Genomic DNA, 22,554 nt, shown 5'->3' with positions numbered 1-22,554 from the left:
AAGAAAAGGACAATCCCATGACTGGATCTGCAGCAGTTCTCGCGACCATCGGTTACGGTCTCGCGGCCATCGGCCCCGGCATCGGCGTCGGTCTCATCGGTGCGAAGAACCAGGAAGCTACCGCACGCCAGCCCGAGATCCGCGGCTACCTGCGTGTCAATATGTTCCTGTCCATCGCCTTTACCGAAGCACTCGGCCTGATCGGCTTCGCCGCGGGCTTCGTGTTCGGAGCTTAAGCAATGTATCTCGCTGAAGAACACAGTGTTATTATTCCGGCCATCCCGGATCTGCTGTGGGGCACGGTATCTTTTCTCATCGTCGCCATCGCGGTGTATAAATTCGCCTGGCCTACGTTGACGAAGATGCTCGATGAGCGGCGGGAGAAAATCGAAGAAGGTTTGCTCGCTGCCGAGCGTGCCCGCGAGGAAGTGGCTCAGGAACGTGCCACTATCCAGTCCGAAAAGGATGCCGCGGTGCGCGAAGCCGCGGATATCCGCGCCCAGGCACAGTCCAATGCCTCCGATATTATCGAGCGTGCGCGCCGGGAAGCCGGTGAAGAAGCGCGGCGCATTTCCGCCGCGGCCCAGGTTCAGATTAAGGCTGATACCGACGCCGCCGCGCGGATTCTCCGCGCGGATCTGGGTACCATGGCTTCGCAGCTGGCCGGTCGTATCGTGGGTGAGCAGATTCGCCTCGATCCGAGTGTAAATCAGGGCGTTGTCGATTCGTTCCTCGATAATCTCGAGGAACAGGCGCGAACGGGGGCGTAATGCGGTCCACGAGTAAGCAATCCGCCGCCGCGGTCACCGCCGAGTGGGACGCGCTGCTTCAGGAACATCCCGGCCGGGAAATTGACTTGGCGCGCGAACTTTTCGCCGCTGCAGACGCCATCAATGCCTCTCCCTCCCTGCGTGGAACCCTCGCGGATACCACCCGGGCTGGGGCGGCACGGGAAAGCCTGGCAGCTACCATTTTCGCCGCCCACGTGAGCGCACCGGTTCTTACGGTGCTGCGCGCGGTAGCGGGGCGGACGTGGACGGAGGACGCTGATCTCGTCACGACCGTGGATACCCTCGGCGCACACGCCGTGCTGGTGCGGGCGCGTGGCGCCGGGGTGCTCTCCGGCGTCGAAGATGAGCTCTACCAGCTCATGCGTACCCTTAAAGAAACTCCCGCTCTACGCATCACGCTCTCCCGCGAGGAATACTCCGCGGAGGAACGCGCCGCGCTCTTTGATCGCGTGGTTCCGAATATTCGGGAGGAAACTCGGGTGCTCGCGCACCGCACCCTCGCGCGAGTACGGGAGATGACCCTGGCCGCATCACTCATGGAGTACGCGGCCCAGGCAGCTGAGTTGGGTGATGTATCCGGAGTATCGGTGCTGGTAGCCCAGCCGCTCACTCCGAGCCAAGAGGAACGTCTCCAGCGCGCCCTGACCGCGATGTACGGAACTGAAGTTTCCATCCACGTCTCGGTAGATCCGACTGTGGTGGGCGGCATGCGTATCCAGCACGGTTCGGATGTTATTGACGCGACGCTGCAGTCCAGAATTAAAGATGTACGCGATAAAGTCGCGGCTATGCCGGCGGCACCGGCGAGCAACAGGTAAGGAAAAAGAATGGCTGATCTGACAATCCAGCCCGAAGAGATTCGGGCAGTGCTCGATAACTTCGTGCGTAGCTACACGCCGGAGCAGTCCGAGAGTGAGCAAGTTGGTCACGTCACCATGACGGCGGACGGCATCGCCCGCGTGGCCGGCCTGCCCGGTGCGATGGCCAATGAACTTCTCGTTTTCGAGGATGGCACCCGCGGACTGGCGATGAACTTGGAAGAGCGGGAAATCGGCGTTGTGGTTCTCGGCGACTTCTCCAATATTGAAGAAGGTCAGGAAGTGCGCCGCAGCGGTGAGGTGCTCTCCGTCCCGGTGGGCGACGGATACCTCGGCCGCACGGTGGATCCGCTCGGCAAGCCGATTGACGGCCTGGGCGAAATTGAGAATCTCAGTGGCCGGCGTGCCCTGGAGCTGCAGGCTCCCGGCGTAATGATGCGTAAGTCGGTGCACGAACCGCTAGAAACCGGTATCAAGGCGATTGACTCAATGACCCCGATCGGGCGCGGGCAGCGCCAGCTCATTATTGGGGATCGCCAGACAGGTAAAACCGCCCTCGCGATTGATACCATCCTTAACCAGCGTAAGAACTGGGAAACCGGGGATCCTTCCAAGCAGGTGCGCTGCATTTACGTGGCCATCGGCCAGAAGGGTTCCACCATCGCTTCGGTGCGCGGCACCCTGGCCCGCTACGGCGCGCTGGAGTACACCACCATCGTGGCTTCCCCGGCATCTGATCCGGCGGGCTTCAAGTACCTGGCTCCCTACACCGGTTCGGCCATCGGCCAGCACTGGATGTACGAAGGTAAGCACGTGCTCATCGTCTTTGACGATCTGTCCAAGCAAGCCGAAGCCTACCGGGCTGTGTCCCTGTTGCTGCGCCGCCCGCCGGGGCGTGAAGCCTACCCGGGCGACGTTTTCTACCTGCATTCGCGCCTGCTGGAACGCTGCGCCAAGCTCTCCGATGAGCTGGGCGGGGGGTCCATGACCGGCCTTCCGATCGTGGAAACCAAGGCGAACGACGTGTCGGCCTATATTCCGACCAACGTTATTTCCATTACCGACGGTCAGATCTTCTTGCAATCCGACCTCTTCAACTCCAATCAGCGCCCCGCTGTGGACGTGGGTATTTCGGTGTCCCGCGTGGGTGGCGACGCGCAGATCAAGGCGATGAAGAAGGTTGCCGGTACCCTGAAGATTACCTTGGCGCAGTACCGTTCCCAGGCGGCCTTCGCGATGTTTGCTTCCGATCTTGATCCGGCCACCCGCCAGCAGCTCACCCGCGGTGAGCGCCTCATGGAACTGCTTAAGCAGCCGCAGTACACCCCGTACCCCATTGAGGAACAGGTGGTCTCGGTGTGGGCTGGCTCGAAGGGATATCTCGATGATGTCCCGGTGGAGAAGGTGCACGATTGGGAAGCCCGCATGCTCGATTACGTGCGTCACAACTCCTCGGTGCTGGAAACCATTGCCTCGACCGGTGAGATGGATAAGGATCTCGAAGCCGAACTGGAAGCCACGGTGAGTGCCTTCACGGAGTCCTACCGCACTGCCGAAAACCTGCCCGCGGGTGGGGAAGAGGATGTTCCGGCCGAGCAGGCCCGTGAAACTCTCGCGCGGCCGACGAAGGGTTAATCGATGGCCGGCGAACAGAGGATTTACAAGAGCAAAATTCGTGCGACGAGCACCCTGCAAAAGGTGTTCCGCGCGATGGAGCTCATTGCGGCCTCGCGTATCGGCTCGGCGCGCCGGGAAGCGCAGGAACTGGACCCTTACGCGCGGGCGGTAACCCGCGCGCTCGGGCTGGTGGGGCGCCACGATTTTGACGCCCAGCACCCGCTGATGCGCGAGCGTACCGATACCAATCGGGTAGCGGTGCTCGTGGTGACCTCCGATCGCGGCATGGCGGGAGCTTATTCCGCCAACGTGTTGCGCGAAGCGGAACGCACCGTGGAGAATCTGCGCGCCGAAGGTAAGGATCCGGTGCTCTACGTGACCGGGCGGCGCGGCCTGCAGTACTTCAAGTTCCGCGGGGTGAATATCGCCGGGGAGTGGAGTGGCACCTCGGATAAGCCCGATCCGGAGCAATCCGATGAAATCGCGCGCACCCTCCTCGAGGCTTTCACCGCGCCGCCGGAAGAAGGCGGCGTCGCCGAAGTTCACGTGGTATACACCCGTTTCGAATCGATGGTGAGCCAGGTGGTGCAGGTGCGCCATATGCTTCCGCTAGCCATTGTTGACTACGGGGAAGGTGATTTGGAGGATACCGGATCGGAATTCTCGGGCGGCGGCACGGAAGAAACCGAACCGCTCTACGATTTCGAACCCTCGGCACACGACGTTTTCGAAGCGCTCGTGCCCATGTATGTTCGCAAACGTATCTCCTCGATTCTTCTCATGGCGGCGGCCTCCGAACTCGCCTCGCGTCAGCAGGCGATGCACGCGGCTACCGATAACGCTGCTGAACTTATTGAGAAGTACACCCGGCTCGCCAATAACGCGCGCCAGGCTGAGATCACCACCGAGATCACTGAAATCGTCTCCGGTGCCGATGCCCTAAGTAACGGATAACGCGCTTCGTAACGGATAAGGAACACACTATGACTGCACAACTAGAGGAGCAGACCGCGGACCTGGCCACAATCGGCCGGATTACGCAGGTCATTGGCGCCGTCGTCGACGTCGAATTTCCGTCCGACGCGCTTCCCGATATCAATAACGCACTGAAAACCACGGCTACCCTCCCCGCCGGTGACGGAAGCGTCATCGAGCAGGAGATGGTCCTGGAAGTGGCCCAGCACCTGGGTGATAACGTGGTGCGCACCATCGCGATGAAGCCGACGGACGGTCTGGTGCGCGGCGCCGTCGTGATCGATACCGGTGCCCCCATCACCGTTCCGGTGGGAGACGTGACCCGCGGGCACGTCTTCAACGTCGTGGGCGAACCGCTCAACGTCTCTCCCGATGAGATCGAGGTGAAGGAACGCTGGTCGATTCACCGTCAGGCTCCCGCTTTCGACGAACTCGAGCCGGAAACCCAGATGTTCCAGACCGGCCTCAAGGTTATCGACCTGCTCACCCCGTACGTGCAGGGTGGCAAGATCGGCCTCTTCGGCGGCGCGGGCGTGGGTAAAACGGTCCTCATCCAGGAAATGATCCAGCGCGTGGCCCTCGACCACGATGGCGTTTCCGTATTCGCCGGGGTGGGCGAACGTACCCGCGAAGGTAACGACCTCATCCACGAAATGGACGAAGCTGGGGTTCTTGATAAGACGGCCCTCGTTTTCGGCCAGATGGACGAGCCGCCGGGGGTGCGCCTGCGCATCGCGCTGTCCGGTTTGACCATGGCGGAGTACTTCCGCGACGTCGCCAACCAGGACGTGCTGCTCTTCATCGATAACATCTTCCGCTTCACCCAGGCAGGTTCGGAAGTATCCACCCTGCTCGGGCGCATGCCTTCCGCGGTGGGCTACCAGCCCACCCTGGCCGATGAAATGGGTGCGCTCCAGGAACGTATTACCTCCACGCGGGGGCATTCCATTACCTCGCTGCAGGCCATTTACGTTCCCGCGGACGATTACACCGACCCGGCGCCGGCAACCACCTTCGCTCACTTGGATGCAACAACCGAGCTCTCGCGTGATATCGCCTCCATGGGTATTTACCCGGCGGTGGATCCCCTCGCCTCGACTTCGCGTATTCTGGATCCGCAGATCGTGGGCCAGCAGCACTACGAAGTCGCGACCCGCGTCAAGGCAATCCTCCAGAAGAACCGCGAACTTCAGGACATCATCTCCATCCTCGGTGTGGATGAACTCTCCGAAGAAGACCGCCTGACCGTCGCCCGCGCGCGCCGGATCCAGCAGTTCCTCTCGCAGAATATGTACACCGCGGTGAAGTTCACCGGCGTGGAAGGCTCCACCGTTCCGGTTGCGGAAACCGTTGAAGCGTTCCGCCGTATTTGCGACGGCGAGTACGATCATGTCCCCGAGCAGGCCTTCTTCAATATTGGCGGCATCGAGGATCTGGAACGCAAGTACCACGAACTGCGGAGCGAATAATGCTGGACGTTGAGATCGTTTCCCAGCGGGAGTTGGCGTGGCGCGGGAATGCCGAATCGGTGACCGCGCCCGGCACCGAAGGCTCGGTGGGTATCCTCACGGACCACACCCCGCTTGTTGCTCTCCTCACGGAAGGCAACGTCGAGGTGCGCGGCTGCGCGGACGGGCGCGATCGCAGCTTCACAATGTCCGGCTCCGGCTTCCTCACGGTGACCGCGAACCAGGTTATTGTGGTGGCCGATTCGGTCAGCGAGCAGTCGGTCAACGGGCAGTAGGCGGAGAGCGCGAATGAGCTGGCAAAGCGTAGCACTGATCGTCGTGCTGGTTCTCCTCGCGCTCCTCATCTACTTCCTGGCGCGGGTGCGGTACCTCTTCAACCAGTGGGGGTCCTCCCAGGCGGCAGTACGCCGGCAGCACCGCTGGCATACCGGAGTGGTGTTTTTCCGCACCGATGCGCTGGAATGGTTCCGGGTGGCCTCCTTATCGTGGCGCCCGGCGCTGCGCCTCGACCGGCGTTCCCTGAGCATTAACCTGGTTAAAATGCGTGACGATATCGCCACCGCCCGCGTGGGGGATGCTCATACAGAAATTGATATGGCCATGAGCCGCCAAGCGCATACCGCGCTGGTGGCGTGGGCGGATTCGGCCCCGCCCCGGGGAGATTGGGTGTTGTTCTAGATGCGCGTTGTTTTTGCTACCTGTTCGGTGGATTATTCCGGACGTCTCGACGCACATCTCGAACCAGCCACCCGGCTCCTCATGGTCAAGGCGGACGGCTCGGTGCTGGTTCATGCAGATACCGGTTCCTACAAGCCCCTCAACTGGATGATGGGCCCGACCCTCTTCACCGAAGAAGAACCGAGTGCCGCCGAACGCGAGGCGGGTGTGCGCACCATCTGGAACGTGGAGCACAAGAAAACCGATGACCGCCTGGTCATCCGGATCTATGAGGTCTTTTCTGATTACGAACAGGATCTCGGGGAGGATCCCGGCCTTATCAAAGACGGTGTGGAAGCGCATCTGCAAAAATTGCTCGCCGAACAAGTGGAGCGCATCGCCCCGCAGGCCACGTTGGTGCGCCGGGAATACCCCACCGCTATCGGCCCGGTGGATCTTATGGTGCGCGACGGCGAGGGGGGATATATCGCCGTCGAAATTAAACGCCGCGGCGAAATCGACGGGGTTGAGCAGCTCACCCGCTACCTCGATTTGCTGCGCCGCGACCCCCTTCTCACCCCGCTGCGCGGTATTTTCGCAGCCCAAGAAATTAAGCCCCAGGCTCGTGTGCTGGCCGAAGACCGTGGTATTGACTGTATGATCTTGAACTATGACGATATGCGTGGCATAGACCACCCGGAGGATCGACTGTTTTAGGACGGGATAATGGGGTTCTTATACGGCCGGGCAGCGTTGCCCGGCGGCGTGCGCGAATGCGATATCGCGTGGGACAACGGAGTTTTCACGCGGGTAGTGCCCAGTGAAACGCGATTGCACAAACCTACTAAGAACGACGACGCAGCTCCCGGCCACCAGGCCGCCGCGGCCGCGGGTGCTGATTCCGGCGGTGAGCTGCCCGAGGGTTGGCTTATCCTGCCCGGGCTGGTGGATGAACATTGCCACGGCGGGGGAGGGGCCTCTTTCCCGGACGCGCAGGATAGCGCGGAGGTGGCGCAGGCAGCCGGGGAGCACCTGGCGCACGGCACCACCTCCATAGCCGCGGCCCTCACCACCCTGAGCGTGGAGCGTATGGAAGCCGGGGCACGCCTGCTGGCCGATGCGGTGGAGGATGGGACCCTGGCGGCGATTCTTATCGAGGGGCCTTTCCTCTCCAGCGAGCGGGCCGGGGCCCAAAACCCCGCCTATTTGGAAACCCCGAGCGTGGAGATCGCCAACAGGCTCCTCGATGCGGCCCGCGGGCACGCCTGGGGGATGACGCTTGCCCCCGAGTTATCGGGGGCAAGCGAGGTGGTGGACCTGTTGCTCAAGCGCGGTGTGGTTCCTACCTGGGGGCATACCCACGCGGAGGCCGGCCCGGCGCGTGAGCTCCAGGAGCGGGCGGTGGCGGGCGGGGCAACCCCGGTGGCCACCCACCTGTTTAATGCCATGCGCGAATTGCGTCACCGCGCGCCCGGCCCGGTGGCCGAGTATTTAGCTGCCGCGCGCCGCGGCAGCTGCGTCGTCGAACTTATTGGAGACGGCGTGCATATTAGCTCCGAGCTGGTGCGCAATGTGGTCGAAATTGTGGGCCCAGAAAATATCGCGCTCATTACCGACGCCATGGCGGCCGCTGGCATGGCGGATGGCACCTATGAATTGGGCGGATTGCGTGTGCACGTGACCGACGGGCAGGCGCGGCTGCGCGGGGGCAATCTCGCGGGCGGCACCTCGCATCTCCTTGATATTGTGCGCACCGTGGTCGGTGCGGGGGTTGAGTTGAACGACGCCGTCACCATGGCGAGCGCCACTCCGGCCCGTGTGATGGGCTTGGATGACCGCGGGGTGCTCGAAGTGGGCAAACGCGCGGATCTGCTGGTGGTGGATGAGGAACTGCGCCCGCGGCGGGTCTACCGGGCCGGGAAGCTGGTCGCGCAGGACGGCAAGCTGGTGGCGTAGCGGGCGCGCGCATGCTGTAGTGCAGTGTGTGCATGCGTGGTCCGGCGAGTGCATGGATATAGCCGGGCGGCTGCGGCGTCGCACGGCGTGCTAGTGGACTCCGCGCGCCAAGCGGCTACCATGGAAGAATGCGCCGGTCGAAAAAGTACTCCCGTCCCGTTCGCCCGCTGAATATCAGCGCGGCGATGGGTGGGCTGCGCTATGAGAACGGCCGCGATGGCGCCACCTACAAAGTGCGGCGCATCGCCAGCGCCGCGAAGGACTATGTGTGCCCGGGCTGCGGCGGAATTATCCAGATTGGTGAACCCAATATTGTGGCCTGGACGGAAGACACCATTTGGGGCGCCCAGTACGGGGTGGATTCGCGCCGTCACTGGCATCCGGGCTGCTGGCAGCACCGCGGCCGCGCCTAAACAGTAGATATCGCTGCCTATGAGCATGCCAAGCGTACTGATAATGGCAGGCGCGTGCCCCTGGAAGATTTCAAGGCGGGTCTCGCGGAAGAGGGCTGAAGAAGCCCGGTGAGGATCGCCAGGGCCGCGGTACCCGGGTTAGGTTCCGGGAACGGCGTTACAATCGAGTTATGAAACTTGCCACACATATTCACGAAGGTGCAGGTATTCCGCTTGTTCTGCTCCACGCTATGCCGATGACGTCCCGGATGTGGGAGGGCGTGCGCGCTGAGCTTTCGGATCTGCACACGATTGCTATTGATGCCCCCGGTTTCGGGGACTCGCCTTCCGGTCCTGAGGTCGACGCCGCCGCGGGCGCCACCACGCCACATATCAATTCCTATCTGACCGCCCTCGAAGAAACTCTGGCGGAATACGACTCCATCGTCCTCGCCGGAATTTCCATGGGCGCTACCGTCACCGCTGCTTACGCCCTGCGCAATACCCGGCAGATCGCCGGGCTCGCCCTGCTGGACGGCTCGATTCTGGGGCCGGAGCCTTCGCCCTCTCCGCGAGAAAAAGCCATTGAGAAGCTCGCCTCGGGCCAGAGCTGGGATGTGCTGGCAGGCTGGGTGAATACCATGCTGAGCTCGGAGGCCAGTCCGGAGCTTAAGGACAAGGTTGCCGCCTATTTCAAGACGGTAGATGCCGGGGCTTTCTCCTGGTTGCAGCAGATGATGCTGACCCGCCCGGATACGCGCGGGGTTATGGAGCTGGATGTTCCCATTCTGCTGCTGCGCGGGGTGGATGATCCGAATGCCAAGCATGAAGAATTTGCTCAGCTGCATGAGGTACGCCCGGACCAGCCTTTTGTGGAACTTGAAGGTGCCAGCCACTTCTCCGCGGTGGAAAAGCCGCACGAGGTCGCTACCGCACTGCGCGAGCTCTACCAGGCAGCTACTCGTTAGCCGCTCAGCGCTTGGGCTAACTGCGCCTGAGGGCGTGGCCGGGGGACACGAGAAGTGCTCCGGCCACGCCCTCAAACTATGTTGGTAGATGCTATACGGCACGGCTGCGACCCGCGGGAGTTGTGTTCTAGCGCTGAGCGGCCGCCGTCGTGAGATTCGGGAATCACACGGCTCTCAAGAATCACATGAGTCTTAGCGGGGCCACGAGGCGTTTTCAGAGCTGTAGTGCATATGTCGTACGTGCGAAGTACACCTCGAAAAAACACCTCTGCCCCGGCTCGTGAGAAGACGCTACCGGTTGTCGGTGGAATCTCCGTGTTCTTCTCCGGCAGTATCAGATTCTGCCGCTGCGGGAGACTGTTCTCCTGCCTGTTCTCCGGCCTGTGCCTCGCCCGCGGAAGGTGCGTCCGTTCCGGAAGGTTCGCCACCCGCGGTACGTTCCTCGGCGCTGCCCACGATTTCATCCAGGGCCAGCGGGATATTCGAGGTAGCCAGCATGGTGCGCATATCCTCCAGGTAGGAGGTGAGGGTGCGCCGCTGTTCTTCCAGGCCCGCCACGTGGGCATCGGCCTGGCGCTGCGATTCTTCCGCGGCTTCACGCGCTTCGCGGCGCATCCGCTCGGCGTCTTCCCGGGCCGCGCTCACCAGTTCACGGGCCTCGGTCTGGGCTGCGCTCAGTGCCGCACTTGCCTCGGCCTCCGAGGAGGATGTCAGGGCATTAGCCCGCTTCGTGGCTTCCGCCAGGCGGCGTTCCGCACTGGCGGCCCGAGTCTCGGCGTCGTCGACAAACTTAGCCATGGCGGTACGCGATTCTTCATCGGAACGCGCGCGGGCCGCGGCCGAATCCGCCCGCAATTGCGCAACTTCACGTTCAGCCTCCGCGCGGATCTTCGCGACCTCTGCCTCTGCTTCGCTCCGCAAACGTGCCACCTCAGTTTCAGCCTCGGTGCGCAATTGCGTGACCTCTTCTTCGGCTCGGGTACGCGCCTGCGCCAATTCCTGGGCGAGAGTCGCGCGCCGCTCCTCTTCCTCGTGGGTGAGCCGGGTGGCCTGCTCGGCCTCATCGTGACGCATTTTCGCCTCCAAACGCTCAGCTTCGCGCTGGGCCGACGTCACCAGCTCCTCGGCTGTGCGCCGCGAGGTCGTTGTCAATTCGGTGGCTTCCGCCTCGGCACGCTGGCGCACCTGAGCGGCCTCGGTACGCGAGGTATCCAAAGTTTCCTGCGCTTCTTTTTCCGCAGCGGAGGTGAGATTTTCCGCCTGCGAGCGCGCCCGGGAGACCAGTAGCTCCGCATCAGCATTCGCCCGGCTCATGACGTCCATCGCTTGCTGTTCCGCCCCGCGTAACAGTCGCTCCACTCGGGTGCCCAAGCCCGAATAGGACGGGCGTTCATCCTCGCGCAAACGGCTGTGCAATTCGGTGAGTTCACCGGACATACGCAAAACCTGGGCATCCAAACCCGCTACTCGCGACCGAGCTTCGGCGAGCGCATCCGCCAGCTGGTGAATGCGTTCATCGACCTGAGCTTTGTCGTAACCCCTGCGTACTGTTGGAAACAGTTCTAAATCCGCCATAACACCCTCTCCGCGCGCTGCTGGATAGAAATTGCTGCCCTAAGCCTACCGGTCAGCGCACCCGGTGGGGGTAGTGCTTGGCATGTGGTGAACGCTGTGGAGCTCACCACCATCGGCCGGAACGGAGTTTTATAACGGTTAGATAACGGTTAGGCTTTTCTCTAAGCCTAAAAGCGCGGCCTTGCGCCGAAAAATTCCGCCACCGAGAAGGTCACGCGGTAGTTTTAACGTAGGAATTGTCGTCGATGGTCTTTCGCCGGTGCGGTTGTACCGGGCCGCAAGCCGGAGTGAGAAGGGGAATGATGAAGAAGAACGGAGGAGTCGGTCTCGCGCTCGCGGGCTTGGCGATCCTGGTGGTGGGCATTTTGCTCGGCACCGTGTGGAAGCCTGCCTCCAGCGTCTCCGCCACCGTGGCGCCGAGCGGGAAAGGCGTGCTCGTCACGGCCCCCGGCGTTCTGGATATGGGCGGGACCGATGTGGACGTAGCCGTCTCCGGCCCGGCGCAGGACACCATTTCTGTAGGCGCCGGCTTTTCCGGTGACGTGCTCGCGTACACGGAGGGCGTACCCGGCGCCACCATTACCGGTATGAACGACGACGCCGCATTGACGCTGACCACTTCCCAGGGGGAAGCGGACCCGGGCAAGATCCTCGCCTCGGATATGTGGTTCTCCAAGGAAGAAGCCAAGGGGAAGGTGGAATTCACCTATACCGTGACCTCCCCGGGCGCGGAATCCCTCATTATGCAGACGTCCTCCGGAGCGCTTCCGCAGGTGGAACTCACCTGGGCGCTACCGGGTGGGCGGAATTGGTCTCTTCCCGTGAGTCTCCTCGGGCTTGTTGTGGGGCTTATCGGGGTGGCATTGCTGATGACCGCCACCAAGGACCAGCGCACCTTCGCCGCGAAGGTGCGGGCCGGGCAGGATGAGCGTGTTTCACGGGCGAAGCGGGCCGCGGATGAAACGACCATTATGCCGGCCGTATCGGCGGCAGCTGGCGGTGCCGCCAGCGTGGATGCCGCGGCTCGGGCCGCTGTGGATTCTGCCGCCGGTGACCGGGTTGCGGCAACCGGGGGAGCGCTGGGCGCGGGCATCCTCATGGAAAGCCCACGTGCCCATGAACTGCGCGAACGCCCCCTCGATCCGGCTGACCGTATCGAGCTGATCGCTCCGGAGGAAGGAAAGCCGGAAGAAGGTACGGAAGTCGCGGCAGAACAAGACACCGCAGAAGAATCGGTTCCGGAAGAAACGCCCGCGGAAGAACCCGAGGCTGAAGAGCCGGCAACCGAGGAAGCGGAAATTGAAGAACCGGCGGCCACGCTCCCCGGCCCGGATGAGGAACCCGGCTACCGCGGCTCGCGCGCTGAATGGCAGGCCGCGGCGGATTCCGGCATCCTTCCCGCCATCCAGATGAAGGACGGTGTGCCCGTCAAGCCCGCGGAGCTCAGCGATGCGGACCGCTCGGACCACTCCGACGCCACCGGCAGCGATAGCGATACCGCCGCGGAATCCGATCCGCAAAGCTGGTGGACCATCTGGGGGCAAAGCCGGCCCCGCGCGGGTGCCGGCGCGCCCAGCTCCGCGCAGACCGCGCAGTCCGGCGAACCCGAACAGCCCACACAGAACGACGACGAGGAAGGAACGACCCATGCGTAAGGCCCTGGCCGCCCTCGCGGCACTGGCATTACTGGGCGGATGCTCGGCAAGCGCCGTCGTCCTGGAACCCACCCCGGCTCCGGCAAGCCCGCGTGCCGCGCTTTCCGATAAACACTTCACCGAGCGGGTCGCCCCCGCGATTTTCGAGCAGCTAACCAAAGCTGATGCCGCGGCCAGCCCCGAAGAATTCAGCGGGCGCGGTTCGGGCCCCTTCAGCGTGGAACGCAGCGCCCACTACGCGCTCAAACGCATTCTGGCCGATAGCTACGACATGCCCGCGCTCTCCACCACCATTGATTCGGTGGCAATTTCCGGGGCGGAAGGTTTCCCGCGCAGCGCACTAGCGGTGGTGAAATGGCCGGCGAATACCACCTCCCAGGGACTCAATGTCTTTACCCAGGGTGCGGCCCGGGAAAATTGGGCGCTGTGGGCCGCCATGGATATTCTGCCCGGTAGCGTCATCCCGGAAATTCCCGCCGGCCCGGCCGGTGCGCAGCGCGTGGCCGCGGATAACGGCGAAGGCGTGGTGGCTTCTCCCCAGGCCGCCCATGATGGCTACCTCGGTACTCTCAACGCCAAGGGAAGCGCTCTTAGCTACGGCTCGGATGCCGATCCGGGTGCCCCGGACGCGGTGCGCACCCAGCTCTCCCAGACCTATGACTCTCTGGCCGGCGCGGTGCAGGGCGTGGGCGCGGTTAGCCAGGCTTTCGGTCCGGCCCAAACCACCCCTGAGAGTTTCCGCGCCAGCGACGGCGGTATCCTCACTGTTTTCCAGGTCAATCAGGCCCTCGAAATTCGGCATACCGCTCAGGGCGGCTCCATTAAGGTCACGGACGCAAAAATTGCCGGGCTGGCCACCGGTCAGGCCAATACTGAGGTCACGGTTCAGGGAACCATGCGCCTCAACTATTCCTTCACCGTGGCCCTGAAAATCCCGGCGGCAGGCGCCGGTAACACAACGATCACCACGGTAGCGGCATCGAAACCGGTGCTTACCTCGGTGCAGAACGGAGGTTAATATGGCAGATATGTCCATGCGCGGCCCGGTCGATTTAGCGGCCCTGGCAGCGGCGAAGAAGCAGGAAAACGCGGCCCCCGTGCCCGGTGCTTACCTGACCACCCTCACCGCGGCCGACCTCAACGCCGAAGTGCAGCTGTCCGCGCAGGTTCCGGTTATCGTGCTTTTTGTGGCCGACGGCGAGGCTGGCGAGCTGGGCACCGCTCTGGAAGGCGAAGCACGCCGGCGCGATGGCCACATCCGTATCGCGGTGGTCAACGCCAGCACCGAAGCGGAACTCGTCCAGGCTTTCGGGGTGCGGACCATCCCCATGGGTATCGCGCTCGTCGGCGGTCAACCCGTCCCGCTTTTCCAGGGGGCACCCACCATGGCGCAGCTCACCGAACTCGTCAACCAACTTCTGGCTGCGGCCAACCGTGCCGGCGTGGCCGGCCGGGTTAGCGGGAAAGCCGATGAAGCGGGCGAAGCACCCGTCAATCCCCACCACCTGGCGGCTCTTGAAGCCCTGGACCGGGGAGACCTCGACGCTGCGGAAGCCGAATTTGAGGCACTCGCGGCAGCGGAACCCGATAGCGAGGTAGCCCAGGTGGGCCGGGCCCAGGTGCGCTTGCTGCGCTCCACCCGCGGGCAGGACCCGCAGGCCGCTATGGCTGCAGCGGATGCGGGTGGGCCGTGTGATGCGGCGGCGCAGATCGCCGCCGCCGATATCGAGGTAGCTGCCGGTCGCCCCGATCTGGGATTCGCCCGGCTTATCACCGCTATTAAGGTCACCAGTGGGGATGCGCGTGAAGAATTACGTACCCACCTGCTCGAACTCTTCACCGCGGTGGGGGCGGATACCGAAGTTGTGCGCAAAGCCCGCCGCGACCTTGCCTCCGCGCTCTTCTAAAGCGGGCGCGGGTCTCATAAGGCCGGCGTTAGTTTTCTAGCGGCATAAGATAACGAGGCGCCCGAACCATCAGGGATCGGGCGCCTCGTGCCGTGCCGCTTAATGTCAGCGCGGAATATTTCGGGGCGATCTATTCGACCGGCACCAGCCAGACGGTGGTATCCGCCGGGATCATCTCCCCTTCACCCAAGGAACTGGCCGCCGGATCCGAGGCCAGCAGGACCCGCCAACCGGAGGGAAGCGGAGCGGCGTCGTCGAAGACCGTGAGCATAAGAACCGGTGGACGCTGCGCATGCGCAGCCCGGTTGCTGTTCGCGGCGCGATTGACATAAGCGAGCACGCCGGCGCCGTATTCATCGCACACATCCTCGAGGGAACCCACCCCGAGCTCCAGCTCATCGCGCAGGCGCAGCAGGGTGCGGAAGAAGTGGAGCGGTGAGTGCGGATCAGCCTCCTGCACATCCACCGTATAGCGCGCCCAATCTTCACCCTGCGGGAGCCAGGTGGCACCGTCCGGGGAGAAACCGAAACCGGGGCGATCCGATTCCCAGGGGAGCGGAACCCGGCAGCCATCCCGCCCCAGTTCCGCACCCTGTGTACGGGCGAAGGTGGGATCTTCGCGCACCTCATCCGGGAGCGACGTATGCTCGGGCAGATTACGTTCCTCGCCCTGGTAAATGTAGTAGACCCCCGGCAGTCCGGCGGTGAGCTGATGCCATGCCAGGGCGCGGCGGGCCCCCAGCTCGCGATCCGGTTGTGGATCATGAGCCCCGATGCCGTTGGCTCCGCGGGAAGTATCTCGGTAGCCCAGGCGCGAGCACACTCGCACGCCGTCGTGGTTCGAGAGCACCCAGGTGGTGGGTGCCCCCACCCGATCCGATTGGCGCAGGGACTGCACAATAATGTCGCGCAGCGCTTCGCGCTCGAAAGGCGCGGCCAAATAAATGAAGTTGAAAGCCTGGTTCATTTCGTCGGGGCGAATATAGCGAGCCAGGCGTTCCTCGGTATCCGCCCAGGCCTCCGCCACCAGAATACGTTCGGGAGAGTACTCATCCAGCACCGCACGCCACTCGCGGTAAATCTCATGGACCTCATCGCGGTCAAAGAACGGCGCCGGTTCGGGTTTCTCCGTCACCCCGGCCATTTCCACCGCCCCGGACCAATCGGGAAGTGCCGGATCTTTCATGAGCCCGTGGGCCACATCCACCCGGAAGCCGTCCGCACCCCGATCCAGCCAGAAACGCAACGTCTCTAAGAATTCTGTCCGTACCGCGGGGTTGCGCCAGTTGAGATCAGGCTGCGAGCGATCAAAAAGATGCAGGTAGTAGAGGTCCTCCTCCGCAGCCGGGGTACCGGCAACGAAAGGCAGATCGCGTACCCGTGACCAGGCCGGCCCGCCGAAAACGGAACGCCAATTGGTGGGAGGCTCGCTACCCCCGTTCTTCCCCGCGCGGAACCAGAACATCTCACGTTCGGGGGAGCCGGGGCCGGCTGCCACCGCGCGCCGGAAAAGCTCGTGATCCCACGAAGTATGGTTGGGGACGATATCAACGATGATTCTCAGGCCGGCTTCGTGCGCGGCCTCGATGAGGCGTTCGGCGTCCGCGAGAGTACCGAAACGCGGATCAACATCGCGGTAATCGGACACATCGTATCCGGCGTCGAATTGCGGGGAGCGGTAGAACGGCGAAAGCCACACCGCGTCAATTCCCAGATCAGCTAGGTAATTCAGCCGGCCCTCGATGCCGCGCAGATCCCCGAGCGGCCCGCCCGAGGAAGCAAAAGAACGCGGGTAAATCTGGTAAATAACCGCGTCACGCCACCAGTTTTCACGCTCGGAAGCAGGGTGGAGGAGCATGGGCTGTCCTTTCAGTTAGGGGAGGAGGGAGTGGCCGAAGTGGGGGAGGGTACGGCTGTACCGCCGGTTTCCGCTCCGGGTGCCGCAAGGGGCGCGGCCGCGGTGGTGGAACGCACCAGTAATTCTGCCGGGAAGGTCATGGATGCCCCTGCTTTGGTGCGCTGGGTTGGCGTCAGATCTTCCATGGCTGCCCGTAGCGTAGCGCAGGCGGCGTGCGCGATAGCTGCCACCGGCTGACGCAAGGTTGTGAGCGCCGGGCGCATGAACCGAATAAGTGGAGAATCATCAAATCCAACAATCGATACATCCGCGGGCACGCGCACCCCGCGCCTCTCCAGGGCATCCAGCGCGCCGAGCGCCATAATATCTGAGCCGAACACCATGGCGGTGCACCCGCGCGCGAGGAGAGCTTCGGCCGCCCGTGCACCACCGTGGGCGGTGAAGAAAGTTTCTGCAACAATCACATCGGCCCCGGGTAGAACCTGGGCGATAGCCTCGCTAAAACCGGTTTCTTTGCGCTGGCCGGGGATATAGCGGCGCTGCCCGATGCCTAGGCCGATGCGGCTGTGCCCGAGCCCAGCTAGCAGCCGCACGGCCTGGTGCATGGATTCGGCGTCGTCGGTAGAGAAATCAGGTGCCGGAACCCGCGGATTCGCCCCGTTGATCGTGACGAAGGGAAGGCGTTCGGCCAGGTGCGCGTACCGTTCCGGGGAGGCCTTGGAATCCGCGTGCATACCCGAGACGAAGACCAGCCCGCACACGTCGCGTGCTGTTAGCGATGCCACCGCTTCATCTTCGGTGAGGGCTCCGGGGGCCTGGGTTGCCAGGGTGGTGGTGTACCCGGCAGCGTTAAATTCCCGTTCGAGCTCCTGGTAGAACACCGGGAAAATAGGGTTGGTCAGTTCGGGAAGAAGCAGCCCCACGGTGCCACTCGCCTCGCTCAGACGCGGCGGGCGCTCATAGCCGAGCATATCGAGAGCTGCCAGCACCGCGGTGCGGGTTTCCTCGCTAACATTGCCCTTCTGGTTAATCACGCGCGACACCGTCGCCACGGACACTCCCGCGTGGGTGGCAACATCTTGCATGCGAATTTTACTCATGGGTACCGAGACGTCCTTGTGCTGGTCGGCGCGGTGTGCGCCGTCGTGAAACATCGTACTGAGGCTTTTCTGAAAACTCCAGCGCAGGAGTGGAGCTGCGGCGCGTGAATAGTGGGAACGTGTTCGCAGTCCGCGTGTTTGCGCGCCGTTACGCACAGAACGACGACGCAGCTACCCACCGGCCGCCACCCCTACTCTGAACGTGTTTCTGAAAACAAACAATGCTAAAAGGCTGTAATGTCGCGGAAAAGTCCGCAAGAGTCTCCGGGTGGAATGTAACAGCGTAAAAATGACTGCAAAAAGGGGTGAAAATTACCGAATGATGCGCTACCCTCAGAGATAACGGGGAGCGTGATGGTGCGATCCCGCGTAGCGAAGAATCAACGCAAGGAGTAAAAATGCGACGGAGCATAAGCGCGATGGCCGCGGTATCGGCGCTGGCGTTTGTTTTAGGTGCCTGCGGTGGCAATGGCGGTGCGTCGGATAAGAGCGAAGCACCTGCCGGAGCCAGCTCGGCAGCACCGGCGGCCGGCGGCGGGGCCACCATTACGGTGTGGACGGATTCTAACCGCCAGCCGGCCCTGGCAAGCGCCGCGAAGAAATTCGAATCGGAAACCGGCAACCACGTGGAGCTCGTGGTCAAGGAATTCGGGGATGTCCGCGCTGAGTTCCTCACCCAGGTCTCGAACGGTCAGGGCCCGGATATCACCGTGGGTGCCAATGACTGGCTCGGTGAGTTCGTAGCGAACGGCGTCGTCGCCCCTATCGAATTGGGCGATAAGGCGAAGGACTTCAATGACGTGGCCACCACGGCCTTTTCCACCGGCGGGAACCTGTACGGCCTGCCCTACGCGCTGGAGAACCTCGCGCTCATCCGCAATACCGCGCTGGCGGATTCCACCCCGGCCACTTTCGATGAGATGATCGCCAAGGGCAAGGAAGCCGGCGTCAAGTACCCCTTCCTCATCCAGACCACCGATAAGGGCGATCCTTACACCTACTATCCTTTCCAGCAGTCTTTCGGGGCGCCCGTTTTTGAGACGAATGCGGACGGTTCCACCTCCAAGAACCTCGGCATGGGCGGGGCGAACGGCGAAGCGTTTGCCACCTGGCTGAGCGAGCAGGGCAAGGCCGGCGTTTTCGAAACAGCGATGACCTACGATATTGCGGTCGATGCCTTCAAGAAGGGCGAATCGCCCTATATTCTGGGTGGCCCGTGGATGATTGAGGACTTCCGCAGCGCTGGCCTCAAAGTCGCGGTGGAGCCGATTCCGGCACCCGGCCCCAAGGCGGCCACCCCGCTGGTGGGCGTGCAGGGCTTCTATGTTTCCGCGCAGTCCAAGAATCAGATTGTGGCCAACCAGTTCCTCGTTGATTACATGGCCACCCCGGAGGTACAGCTGGATATTTACAAGGCCGGCAACCGCCTCCCGGCGCTGACCGCCGCGGCTCAGGAAGCCCAGAAGGACGAGGTCACCGCAGGTTTCGCCAAGGCGGCCGAAGGTGCCCAGCCGATGCCCACCATCCCGGAAATGGGTGCGGTGTGGGTGCCCTGGGGTGTCACCGAAGCTCAGGTCATTGACGGCGCCGAACCGGTGGCCGCATGGCAGAGCCTCATCCAGAATCTGCAGGCAGAACTAGCCAAGTAAGCTGCGAACGCGAGGGTGGCTCGGAGGTGTCCGGGTCACCCTCGCGTCAGCGAAGAGGTAAGTCATGAGTACGGAAACGGAGAACCGAGCCGGGCGTGCGGCGTCGTCACGCTTCAGCGGTCGCGCGGAAAAGAAGGTCCCGACGGTGGAAACCTCGCACGCGCGCACCTGGTCGGTGGGTTTTGTTATCAAGCTGGTCCTCATGGCGCTGGTCAACGCGCTGGGGATCTACATTATCGCGGCGGCTTTTAACGAAGGGTCGTGGATCCTGGTAGCCGTCTTCACGGTACTGCTGGTCATTGTGGATTACGTGTATTTCTCGCGGAAACACCTGGCACCCAAGTACCTCACGCCGGGGCTGGTATTCCTCGCGATTTTCCAGGTGTTCGTTATCCTCTACACCGGATATATCGCGTTTACCAACTACGGCGACCGCCATATGCTCACCAAAGAGCGCGCCACCGAAGCACTGCTGCTCACCTCCACCCAGAGGGTCGAAGGCAGCGCACAGTACCCCCTCGCGGTCGTGGATGCGGGCGGGGAACTTGGCTTCGCTATTGTGAACGACGACGGCGCAGTGCTCGTGGGCACCGAGGATGCACCCTTCGTACCCGCAAAAAATGCCCAGGTCAACGGCAAGCGGATCACCGAAGTGCCCGGATATGAGATCCTCACGCCCGCCCAGATCGGGGCGCGGCAAGCGGAGATCACCGCGCTGCGCGTCCCCATGAGCGAGGACCCGGGCGATGGATTTATTGGAACTCAAACAGCCACAACCGGTTTTGTTTTCCAATCAACCCTCAAGCACGACGCCGCGGCCGATACCCTCACCGATATCACCACCGGCAAGGTCTATCACGCGGATTCCAGCGATGGCTTCTACCGTGCTGACGACGGTGAAACTCTCAACACCGGCTGGCGGGTGACCGTGGGATTCAAGAACTTCGCCGATGCCTTCGGGGATGCCCGCTATGCCAGCCCCTTCCTCAAGGTGCTGGTGTGGACTTTCGCTTTTGCCTTCCTCTCGGTGGCGACCACCTTCCTGCTGGGTATGTTCTTCGCGCTGGTCATGAATGATGAGCGGATGCGCGGGCGCAAAATCTACCGCACGATAATGCTGCTGCCCTATGCCTTCCCCTCCTTTATGACGGCTTTCCTTTTCGCCGGCATGCTCAACCCGAAGTACGGGTTCTTCAACCAGGTGCTTTTCGGGGGTGCGGAGATCGGGTGGCTCACCGATCCGTGGCTGGCCAAACTTTCGGTGATCCTGGTGAATTTGTGGATGGGCTTCCCCTACATGTTCCTCATCTGCACCGGGGCACTGCAATCCATTCCGTCCGAGCTCAACGAGGCGGCGGAGATCGACGGTGCGGGTGGTTTCAAGCGGTGGCGCTATATTACTTTGCCGCAGCTCATGATCCAGGTGACCCCGCTCCTTATTTCCTCCTTCGCCTTCAACTTCAATAACTTCAACCTTATCTACATGCTCACTCGCGGTGGCCCGCAATTCGCGGATGCCTCGGTTCCGGTGGGTTCCACGGACATCCTCATTTCGATGGTGTACCAAATTTCCGGGCTTTCGGGTGCGGCAACGAAGAATTACGGCCTGGCTTCGGCCATGTCCATCCTCATCTTCGTTATCGTCGGCACGATTTCCCTCATCAGCTTCCGGCGCTCGCGTTCAATTGAGGGGGCACAGTAATGGCAAGCGAATCTACAGTCATGGCGGTTCCCGGGGGCGCTGGCGCGTCCGGGCGCGGCGGTGCATCCGGCGGCGCGGGCGTGACCGCACGCGGCGCTGTTCCCGTGATCGAGGAGAAGATCAGCCATAAGGAACGCCACCACAATAAGGTGAGTTTCGGACGCTGGTTTTCCCAGGTGGGCTTCCGGCACCTGGTCGGGCTTTTTGCCGTCGTTTATTCGGCCTTCCCGATTATCTACGTGCTGTCGGCGGCCCTCAACCCGAATACCAAAACGACGCTGACCTCGGCGAACTCCCTCTTCTCGGAGATCTCCACCCAGAACTTCGCCCAATTGGGCACTTCCACGATGTTTTGGCGTTGGTTCGCCAATACTCTGGAGATCGGAATTTTCTCCGCGCTCGGGGCTGTTCTCATGGGCGCGGCCGCGGCCTACGCATTTTCACGCTTCCGCTTCCGGGGGCGTAAAGGTGGGTTGCTGGCCCTCATGGTCATCCAAATGTTCCCGCAGCTGCTGGCATTCGTGGCAATTTTCTTGCTGCTCAGCCAGCTCGGGGAGATTGTGCCGGTGCTCGGCCTGGACTCCAAGCTCTCGCTGATCTGCGTGTACCTGGGCGGGGCTTTGGGCGCCAATACCTTCCTCATGTACGGAACCTTCAACTCCATTCCAATGGAGCTGGACGAAGCGGCGAAGATCGACGGCGCTAGCCATTCGCAGATCTACTGGACTATCGTGCTCCCGCTGGTGACCCCAATCCTCGCGGTGGTGGGGCTGCTGGCCTTCATCGGAGCTTTCAACGATTTCATCCTGGCCTCCACGATCCTCTCCAAAGAAGAGAATTGGACCCTGGCTATCGGTATGAATATCTGGGTAGGCGGCAATGAGAAGCAGTGGGGCTGGTTCACGGCCGGCGCGGTTATCTCCGCACTCCCGATTCTGCTCCTCTTCCTCTTCCTGCAGCGCTACATCGTTTCGGGACTGACCGGCGGGTCCGTGAAGGGGTAGCCCGGTGCCGGTTCGGGCGGTCGGTCACCTGGTGGCGCATCGCCGGAGCTAAGCTGCTGCCCCCGAAATAGTTGCTCATAACCCGGACTTTCCGTCGGTGATATGCCGAGGAAAGTCCGGGTTATTGGTTTGTCAGCAGGGAGGGACTATGTGTTTTCCGAGATGTACTTCATTTGTTGTACATGCGAAGTACACCTCGGAAAAAACACCCCTGCCTCGCCGCCGGCTCGGGCCGATTCGGCTCGGCAGGCCGGCGCTGAGGGCGTGTGTGTCCGGCGTAGTGGTACTGGAGAACATCGGGCCTGACAGAGTGGTACTGCACGACAGAAAATCGGGTGTTGGCTGTAGCTCCAGTACCACTTTGTGTGTAGGCAAAGGCGTGGGGGGGGGGGGGGGGGGGGGGGGGGGGGGGGGGCGGGGGGGGGGGGGGGGGGGGGGGGGGGGGGGGGGGGGGCGGGGGG

Annotated in this window: 21 protein-coding genes; 18 read left to right on the top strand and 3 right to left on the bottom strand. The window is 62.7% G+C overall.

What is annotated here, in order from left to right:
- Nucleotides 1-17 precede the first annotated feature (17 nt).
- The 12 genes from atpE to PWJ82_RS06850 all read left to right on the top strand — a co-directional run bounded on the left by atpE (nucleotide 18) and on the right by PWJ82_RS06850 (nucleotide 9,643).
- Nucleotides 18-236 (top strand): ATP synthase F0 subunit C, encoded by a 219-nt coding sequence (gene atpE, locus PWJ82_RS06905; RefSeq protein ID WP_016441730.1) that lies wholly within the window; start codon nucleotides 18-20, stop codon nucleotides 234-236.
- A 3-nt stretch (nucleotides 237-239) separates the two neighbouring features.
- Nucleotides 240-770, top strand: coding sequence for a F0F1 ATP synthase subunit B (gene atpF, locus PWJ82_RS06900; RefSeq protein ID WP_016441729.1), 531 nt, complete (start codon nucleotides 240-242; stop codon nucleotides 768-770).
- Nucleotides 770-1,609, top strand: coding sequence for a F0F1 ATP synthase subunit delta (locus PWJ82_RS06895; protein WP_274736016.1), 840 nt, complete (start codon nucleotides 770-772; stop codon nucleotides 1,607-1,609). Before atpF ends, PWJ82_RS06895 begins: the two co-directional genes overlap by 1 nt.
- Nucleotides 1,610-1,618: 9 nt before the next feature.
- A complete protein-coding gene (atpA, locus tag PWJ82_RS06890) occupies nucleotides 1,619-3,244 on the top strand; it encodes a F0F1 ATP synthase subunit alpha (RefSeq protein WP_274736015.1) in 1,626 nt (541 codons plus the stop codon).
- A 3-nt stretch (nucleotides 3,245-3,247) separates the two neighbouring features.
- Nucleotides 3,248-4,180, top strand: coding sequence for a F0F1 ATP synthase subunit gamma (locus tag PWJ82_RS06885; protein ID WP_016441726.1), 933 nt, complete (start codon nucleotides 3,248-3,250; stop codon nucleotides 4,178-4,180).
- 29 nt (nucleotides 4,181-4,209) lie between these two features.
- Entirely contained in the window at nucleotides 4,210-5,670 is a 1,461-nt protein-coding gene (gene atpD / locus PWJ82_RS06880; RefSeq protein WP_274736014.1) for a F0F1 ATP synthase subunit beta, read from the top strand.
- Nucleotides 5,670-5,945 carry a F0F1 ATP synthase subunit epsilon gene (locus tag PWJ82_RS06875; protein ID WP_016441724.1) on the top strand — a complete coding sequence of 92 codons (276 nt, stop codon included), beginning with the start codon at nucleotides 5,670-5,672 and terminating at the stop codon, nucleotides 5,943-5,945. The genes atpD and PWJ82_RS06875 overlap by 1 nt, the downstream gene beginning before the upstream one ends.
- 13 nt (nucleotides 5,946-5,958) lie before the next feature.
- The gene (locus PWJ82_RS06870) at nucleotides 5,959-6,348 is read left to right on the top strand and encodes a DUF2550 family protein (RefSeq protein ID WP_016441723.1); all 390 of its coding nucleotides are present in this window, start codon (nucleotides 5,959-5,961) and stop codon (nucleotides 6,346-6,348) included.
- Entirely contained in the window at nucleotides 6,349-7,044 is a 696-nt protein-coding gene (gene nucS / locus PWJ82_RS06865; protein ID WP_274736011.1) for an endonuclease NucS, read from the top strand. It abuts the gene before it with no gap.
- Between the two features lie 9 nt (nucleotides 7,045-7,053).
- Nucleotides 7,054-8,283, top strand: coding sequence for an N-acetylglucosamine-6-phosphate deacetylase (locus tag PWJ82_RS06860; RefSeq protein WP_274736010.1), 1,230 nt, complete (start codon nucleotides 7,054-7,056; stop codon nucleotides 8,281-8,283).
- A gap of 128 nt (nucleotides 8,284-8,411) precedes the next feature.
- The gene (locus PWJ82_RS06855) at nucleotides 8,412-8,696 is read left to right on the top strand and encodes an ATP/GTP-binding protein (protein ID WP_274736009.1); all 285 of its coding nucleotides are present in this window, start codon (nucleotides 8,412-8,414) and stop codon (nucleotides 8,694-8,696) included.
- A 170-nt stretch (nucleotides 8,697-8,866) separates the two neighbouring features.
- Entirely contained in the window at nucleotides 8,867-9,643 is a 777-nt protein-coding gene (locus PWJ82_RS06850; protein ID WP_274736008.1) for an alpha/beta fold hydrolase, read from the top strand.
- A 291-nt stretch (nucleotides 9,644-9,934) separates the two neighbouring features.
- On the opposite strand, the gene PWJ82_RS06845 is transcribed toward PWJ82_RS06850, so the two are convergent.
- A complete protein-coding gene (locus PWJ82_RS06845) occupies nucleotides 9,935-11,218 on the bottom strand; it encodes a cell division protein DivIVA (protein WP_274736007.1) in 1,284 nt (427 codons plus the stop codon).
- Between the two features lie 299 nt (nucleotides 11,219-11,517).
- Here PWJ82_RS06845 and PWJ82_RS06840 point away from each other — a divergent pair, with 299 nt between their 5' ends.
- From PWJ82_RS06840 to PWJ82_RS06830, 3 genes are read left to right on the top strand one after another with little or no spacing between them, the layout of a single operon-like run.
- Nucleotides 11,518-12,873 (top strand): hypothetical protein, encoded by a 1,356-nt coding sequence (locus PWJ82_RS06840; protein ID WP_274736005.1) that lies wholly within the window; start codon nucleotides 11,518-11,520, stop codon nucleotides 12,871-12,873.
- Entirely contained in the window at nucleotides 12,866-13,891 is a 1,026-nt protein-coding gene (locus tag PWJ82_RS06835; protein WP_274736003.1) for a hypothetical protein, read from the top strand. The genes PWJ82_RS06840 and PWJ82_RS06835 overlap by 8 nt, the downstream gene beginning before the upstream one ends.
- 1 nt (nucleotide 13,892) lies before the next feature.
- On the top strand, nucleotides 13,893-14,780 hold the full coding sequence (locus PWJ82_RS06830; protein ID WP_274736002.1) for a tetratricopeptide repeat protein: 888 nt from the start codon (nucleotides 13,893-13,895) through the stop codon (nucleotides 14,778-14,780).
- A 130-nt stretch (nucleotides 14,781-14,910) separates the two neighbouring features.
- On the opposite strand, the gene PWJ82_RS06825 is transcribed toward PWJ82_RS06830, so the two are convergent.
- Nucleotides 14,911-16,638, bottom strand: a complete 1,728-nt coding sequence (locus tag PWJ82_RS06825) for a glycoside hydrolase family 13 protein (protein ID WP_274736001.1) — start codon at nucleotides 16,636-16,638, stop codon at nucleotides 14,911-14,913.
- 11 nt (nucleotides 16,639-16,649) lie between these two features.
- Nucleotides 16,650-17,738, bottom strand: coding sequence for a LacI family DNA-binding transcriptional regulator (locus PWJ82_RS06820; protein WP_274735999.1), 1,089 nt, complete (start codon nucleotides 17,736-17,738; stop codon nucleotides 16,650-16,652).
- 398 nt (nucleotides 17,739-18,136) lie between these two features.
- Between PWJ82_RS06820 and PWJ82_RS06815 the strand changes: the two genes are divergently transcribed.
- From PWJ82_RS06815 to PWJ82_RS06805, 3 genes are all read left to right on the top strand, one after another.
- Nucleotides 18,137-19,387 carry a sugar ABC transporter substrate-binding protein gene (locus PWJ82_RS06815; RefSeq protein WP_274735997.1) on the top strand — a complete coding sequence of 417 codons (1,251 nt, stop codon included), beginning with the start codon at nucleotides 18,137-18,139 and terminating at the stop codon, nucleotides 19,385-19,387.
- A gap of 64 nt (nucleotides 19,388-19,451) precedes the next feature.
- A complete protein-coding gene (locus tag PWJ82_RS06810; protein WP_274735996.1) occupies nucleotides 19,452-21,089 on the top strand; it encodes an ABC transporter permease subunit in 1,638 nt (545 codons plus the stop codon).
- Complete coding sequence (locus PWJ82_RS06805) at nucleotides 21,089-22,093, top strand: sugar ABC transporter permease (RefSeq protein ID WP_016441709.1); 1,005 nt, start codon at nucleotides 21,089-21,091, stop codon at nucleotides 22,091-22,093. Before PWJ82_RS06810 ends, PWJ82_RS06805 begins: the two co-directional genes overlap by 1 nt.
- Nucleotides 22,094-22,554 lie beyond the last annotated feature (461 nt).

Source organism: Actinotignum schaalii (assembly GCF_028864145.1).
In the GTDB taxonomy this organism is placed as follows: domain Bacteria; phylum Actinomycetota; class Actinomycetes; order Actinomycetales; family Actinomycetaceae; genus Actinotignum; species Actinotignum schaalii_B.
This window is presented reverse-complemented; position numbering and strand designations above follow the sequence as displayed.

Excerpts from the sequence above, each read along its gene's own strand:
- PWJ82_RS06855 (WP_274736009.1), top strand. The coding sequence starts at position 8,412 with ATGCGCCGGTCGAAAAAGTACTCCCGTCCCGTTCGCCCGCTGAATATC.
- PWJ82_RS06885 (WP_016441726.1), top strand. The coding sequence starts at position 3,248 with ATGGCCGGCGAACAGAGGATTTACAAGAGCAAAATTCGTGCGACGAGC.
- PWJ82_RS06835 (WP_274736003.1), top strand. The coding sequence starts at position 12,866 with ATGCGTAAGGCCCTGGCCGCCCTCGCGGCACTGGCATTACTGGGCGGA.
- PWJ82_RS06840 (WP_274736005.1), top strand. The coding sequence starts at position 11,518 with ATGATGAAGAAGAACGGAGGAGTCGGTCTCGCGCTCGCGGGCTTGGCG.
- PWJ82_RS06875 (WP_016441724.1), top strand. The coding sequence starts at position 5,670 with ATGCTGGACGTTGAGATCGTTTCCCAGCGGGAGTTGGCGTGGCGCGGG.
- PWJ82_RS06810 (WP_274735996.1), top strand. The coding sequence starts at position 19,452 with ATGAGTACGGAAACGGAGAACCGAGCCGGGCGTGCGGCGTCGTCACGC.
- atpE (WP_016441730.1), top strand. The coding sequence starts at position 18 with ATGACTGGATCTGCAGCAGTTCTCGCGACCATCGGTTACGGTCTCGCG.
- PWJ82_RS06870 (WP_016441723.1), top strand. The coding sequence starts at position 5,959 with ATGAGCTGGCAAAGCGTAGCACTGATCGTCGTGCTGGTTCTCCTCGCG.
- nucS (WP_274736011.1), top strand. The coding sequence starts at position 6,349 with ATGCGCGTTGTTTTTGCTACCTGTTCGGTGGATTATTCCGGACGTCTC.
- PWJ82_RS06820 (WP_274735999.1), bottom strand. The coding sequence starts at position 17,738 with ATGAGTAAAATTCGCATGCAAGATGTTGCCACCCACGCGGGAGTGTCC.
- PWJ82_RS06860 (WP_274736010.1), top strand. The coding sequence starts at position 7,054 with ATGGGGTTCTTATACGGCCGGGCAGCGTTGCCCGGCGGCGTGCGCGAA.
- PWJ82_RS06830 (WP_274736002.1), top strand. The coding sequence starts at position 13,893 with ATGGCAGATATGTCCATGCGCGGCCCGGTCGATTTAGCGGCCCTGGCA.
- PWJ82_RS06895 (WP_274736016.1), top strand. The coding sequence starts at position 770 with ATGCGGTCCACGAGTAAGCAATCCGCCGCCGCGGTCACCGCCGAGTGG.
- PWJ82_RS06845 (WP_274736007.1), bottom strand. The coding sequence starts at position 11,218 with ATGGCGGATTTAGAACTGTTTCCAACAGTACGCAGGGGTTACGACAAA.
- atpF (WP_016441729.1), top strand. The coding sequence starts at position 240 with ATGTATCTCGCTGAAGAACACAGTGTTATTATTCCGGCCATCCCGGAT.
- atpA (WP_274736015.1), top strand. The coding sequence starts at position 1,619 with ATGGCTGATCTGACAATCCAGCCCGAAGAGATTCGGGCAGTGCTCGAT.
- atpD (WP_274736014.1), top strand. The coding sequence starts at position 4,210 with ATGACTGCACAACTAGAGGAGCAGACCGCGGACCTGGCCACAATCGGC.
- PWJ82_RS06815 (WP_274735997.1), top strand. The coding sequence starts at position 18,137 with ATGCGACGGAGCATAAGCGCGATGGCCGCGGTATCGGCGCTGGCGTTT.
- PWJ82_RS06825 (WP_274736001.1), bottom strand. The coding sequence starts at position 16,638 with ATGCTCCTCCACCCTGCTTCCGAGCGTGAAAACTGGTGGCGTGACGCG.
- PWJ82_RS06805 (WP_016441709.1), top strand. The coding sequence starts at position 21,089 with ATGGCAAGCGAATCTACAGTCATGGCGGTTCCCGGGGGCGCTGGCGCG.
- PWJ82_RS06850 (WP_274736008.1), top strand. The coding sequence starts at position 8,867 with ATGAAACTTGCCACACATATTCACGAAGGTGCAGGTATTCCGCTTGTT.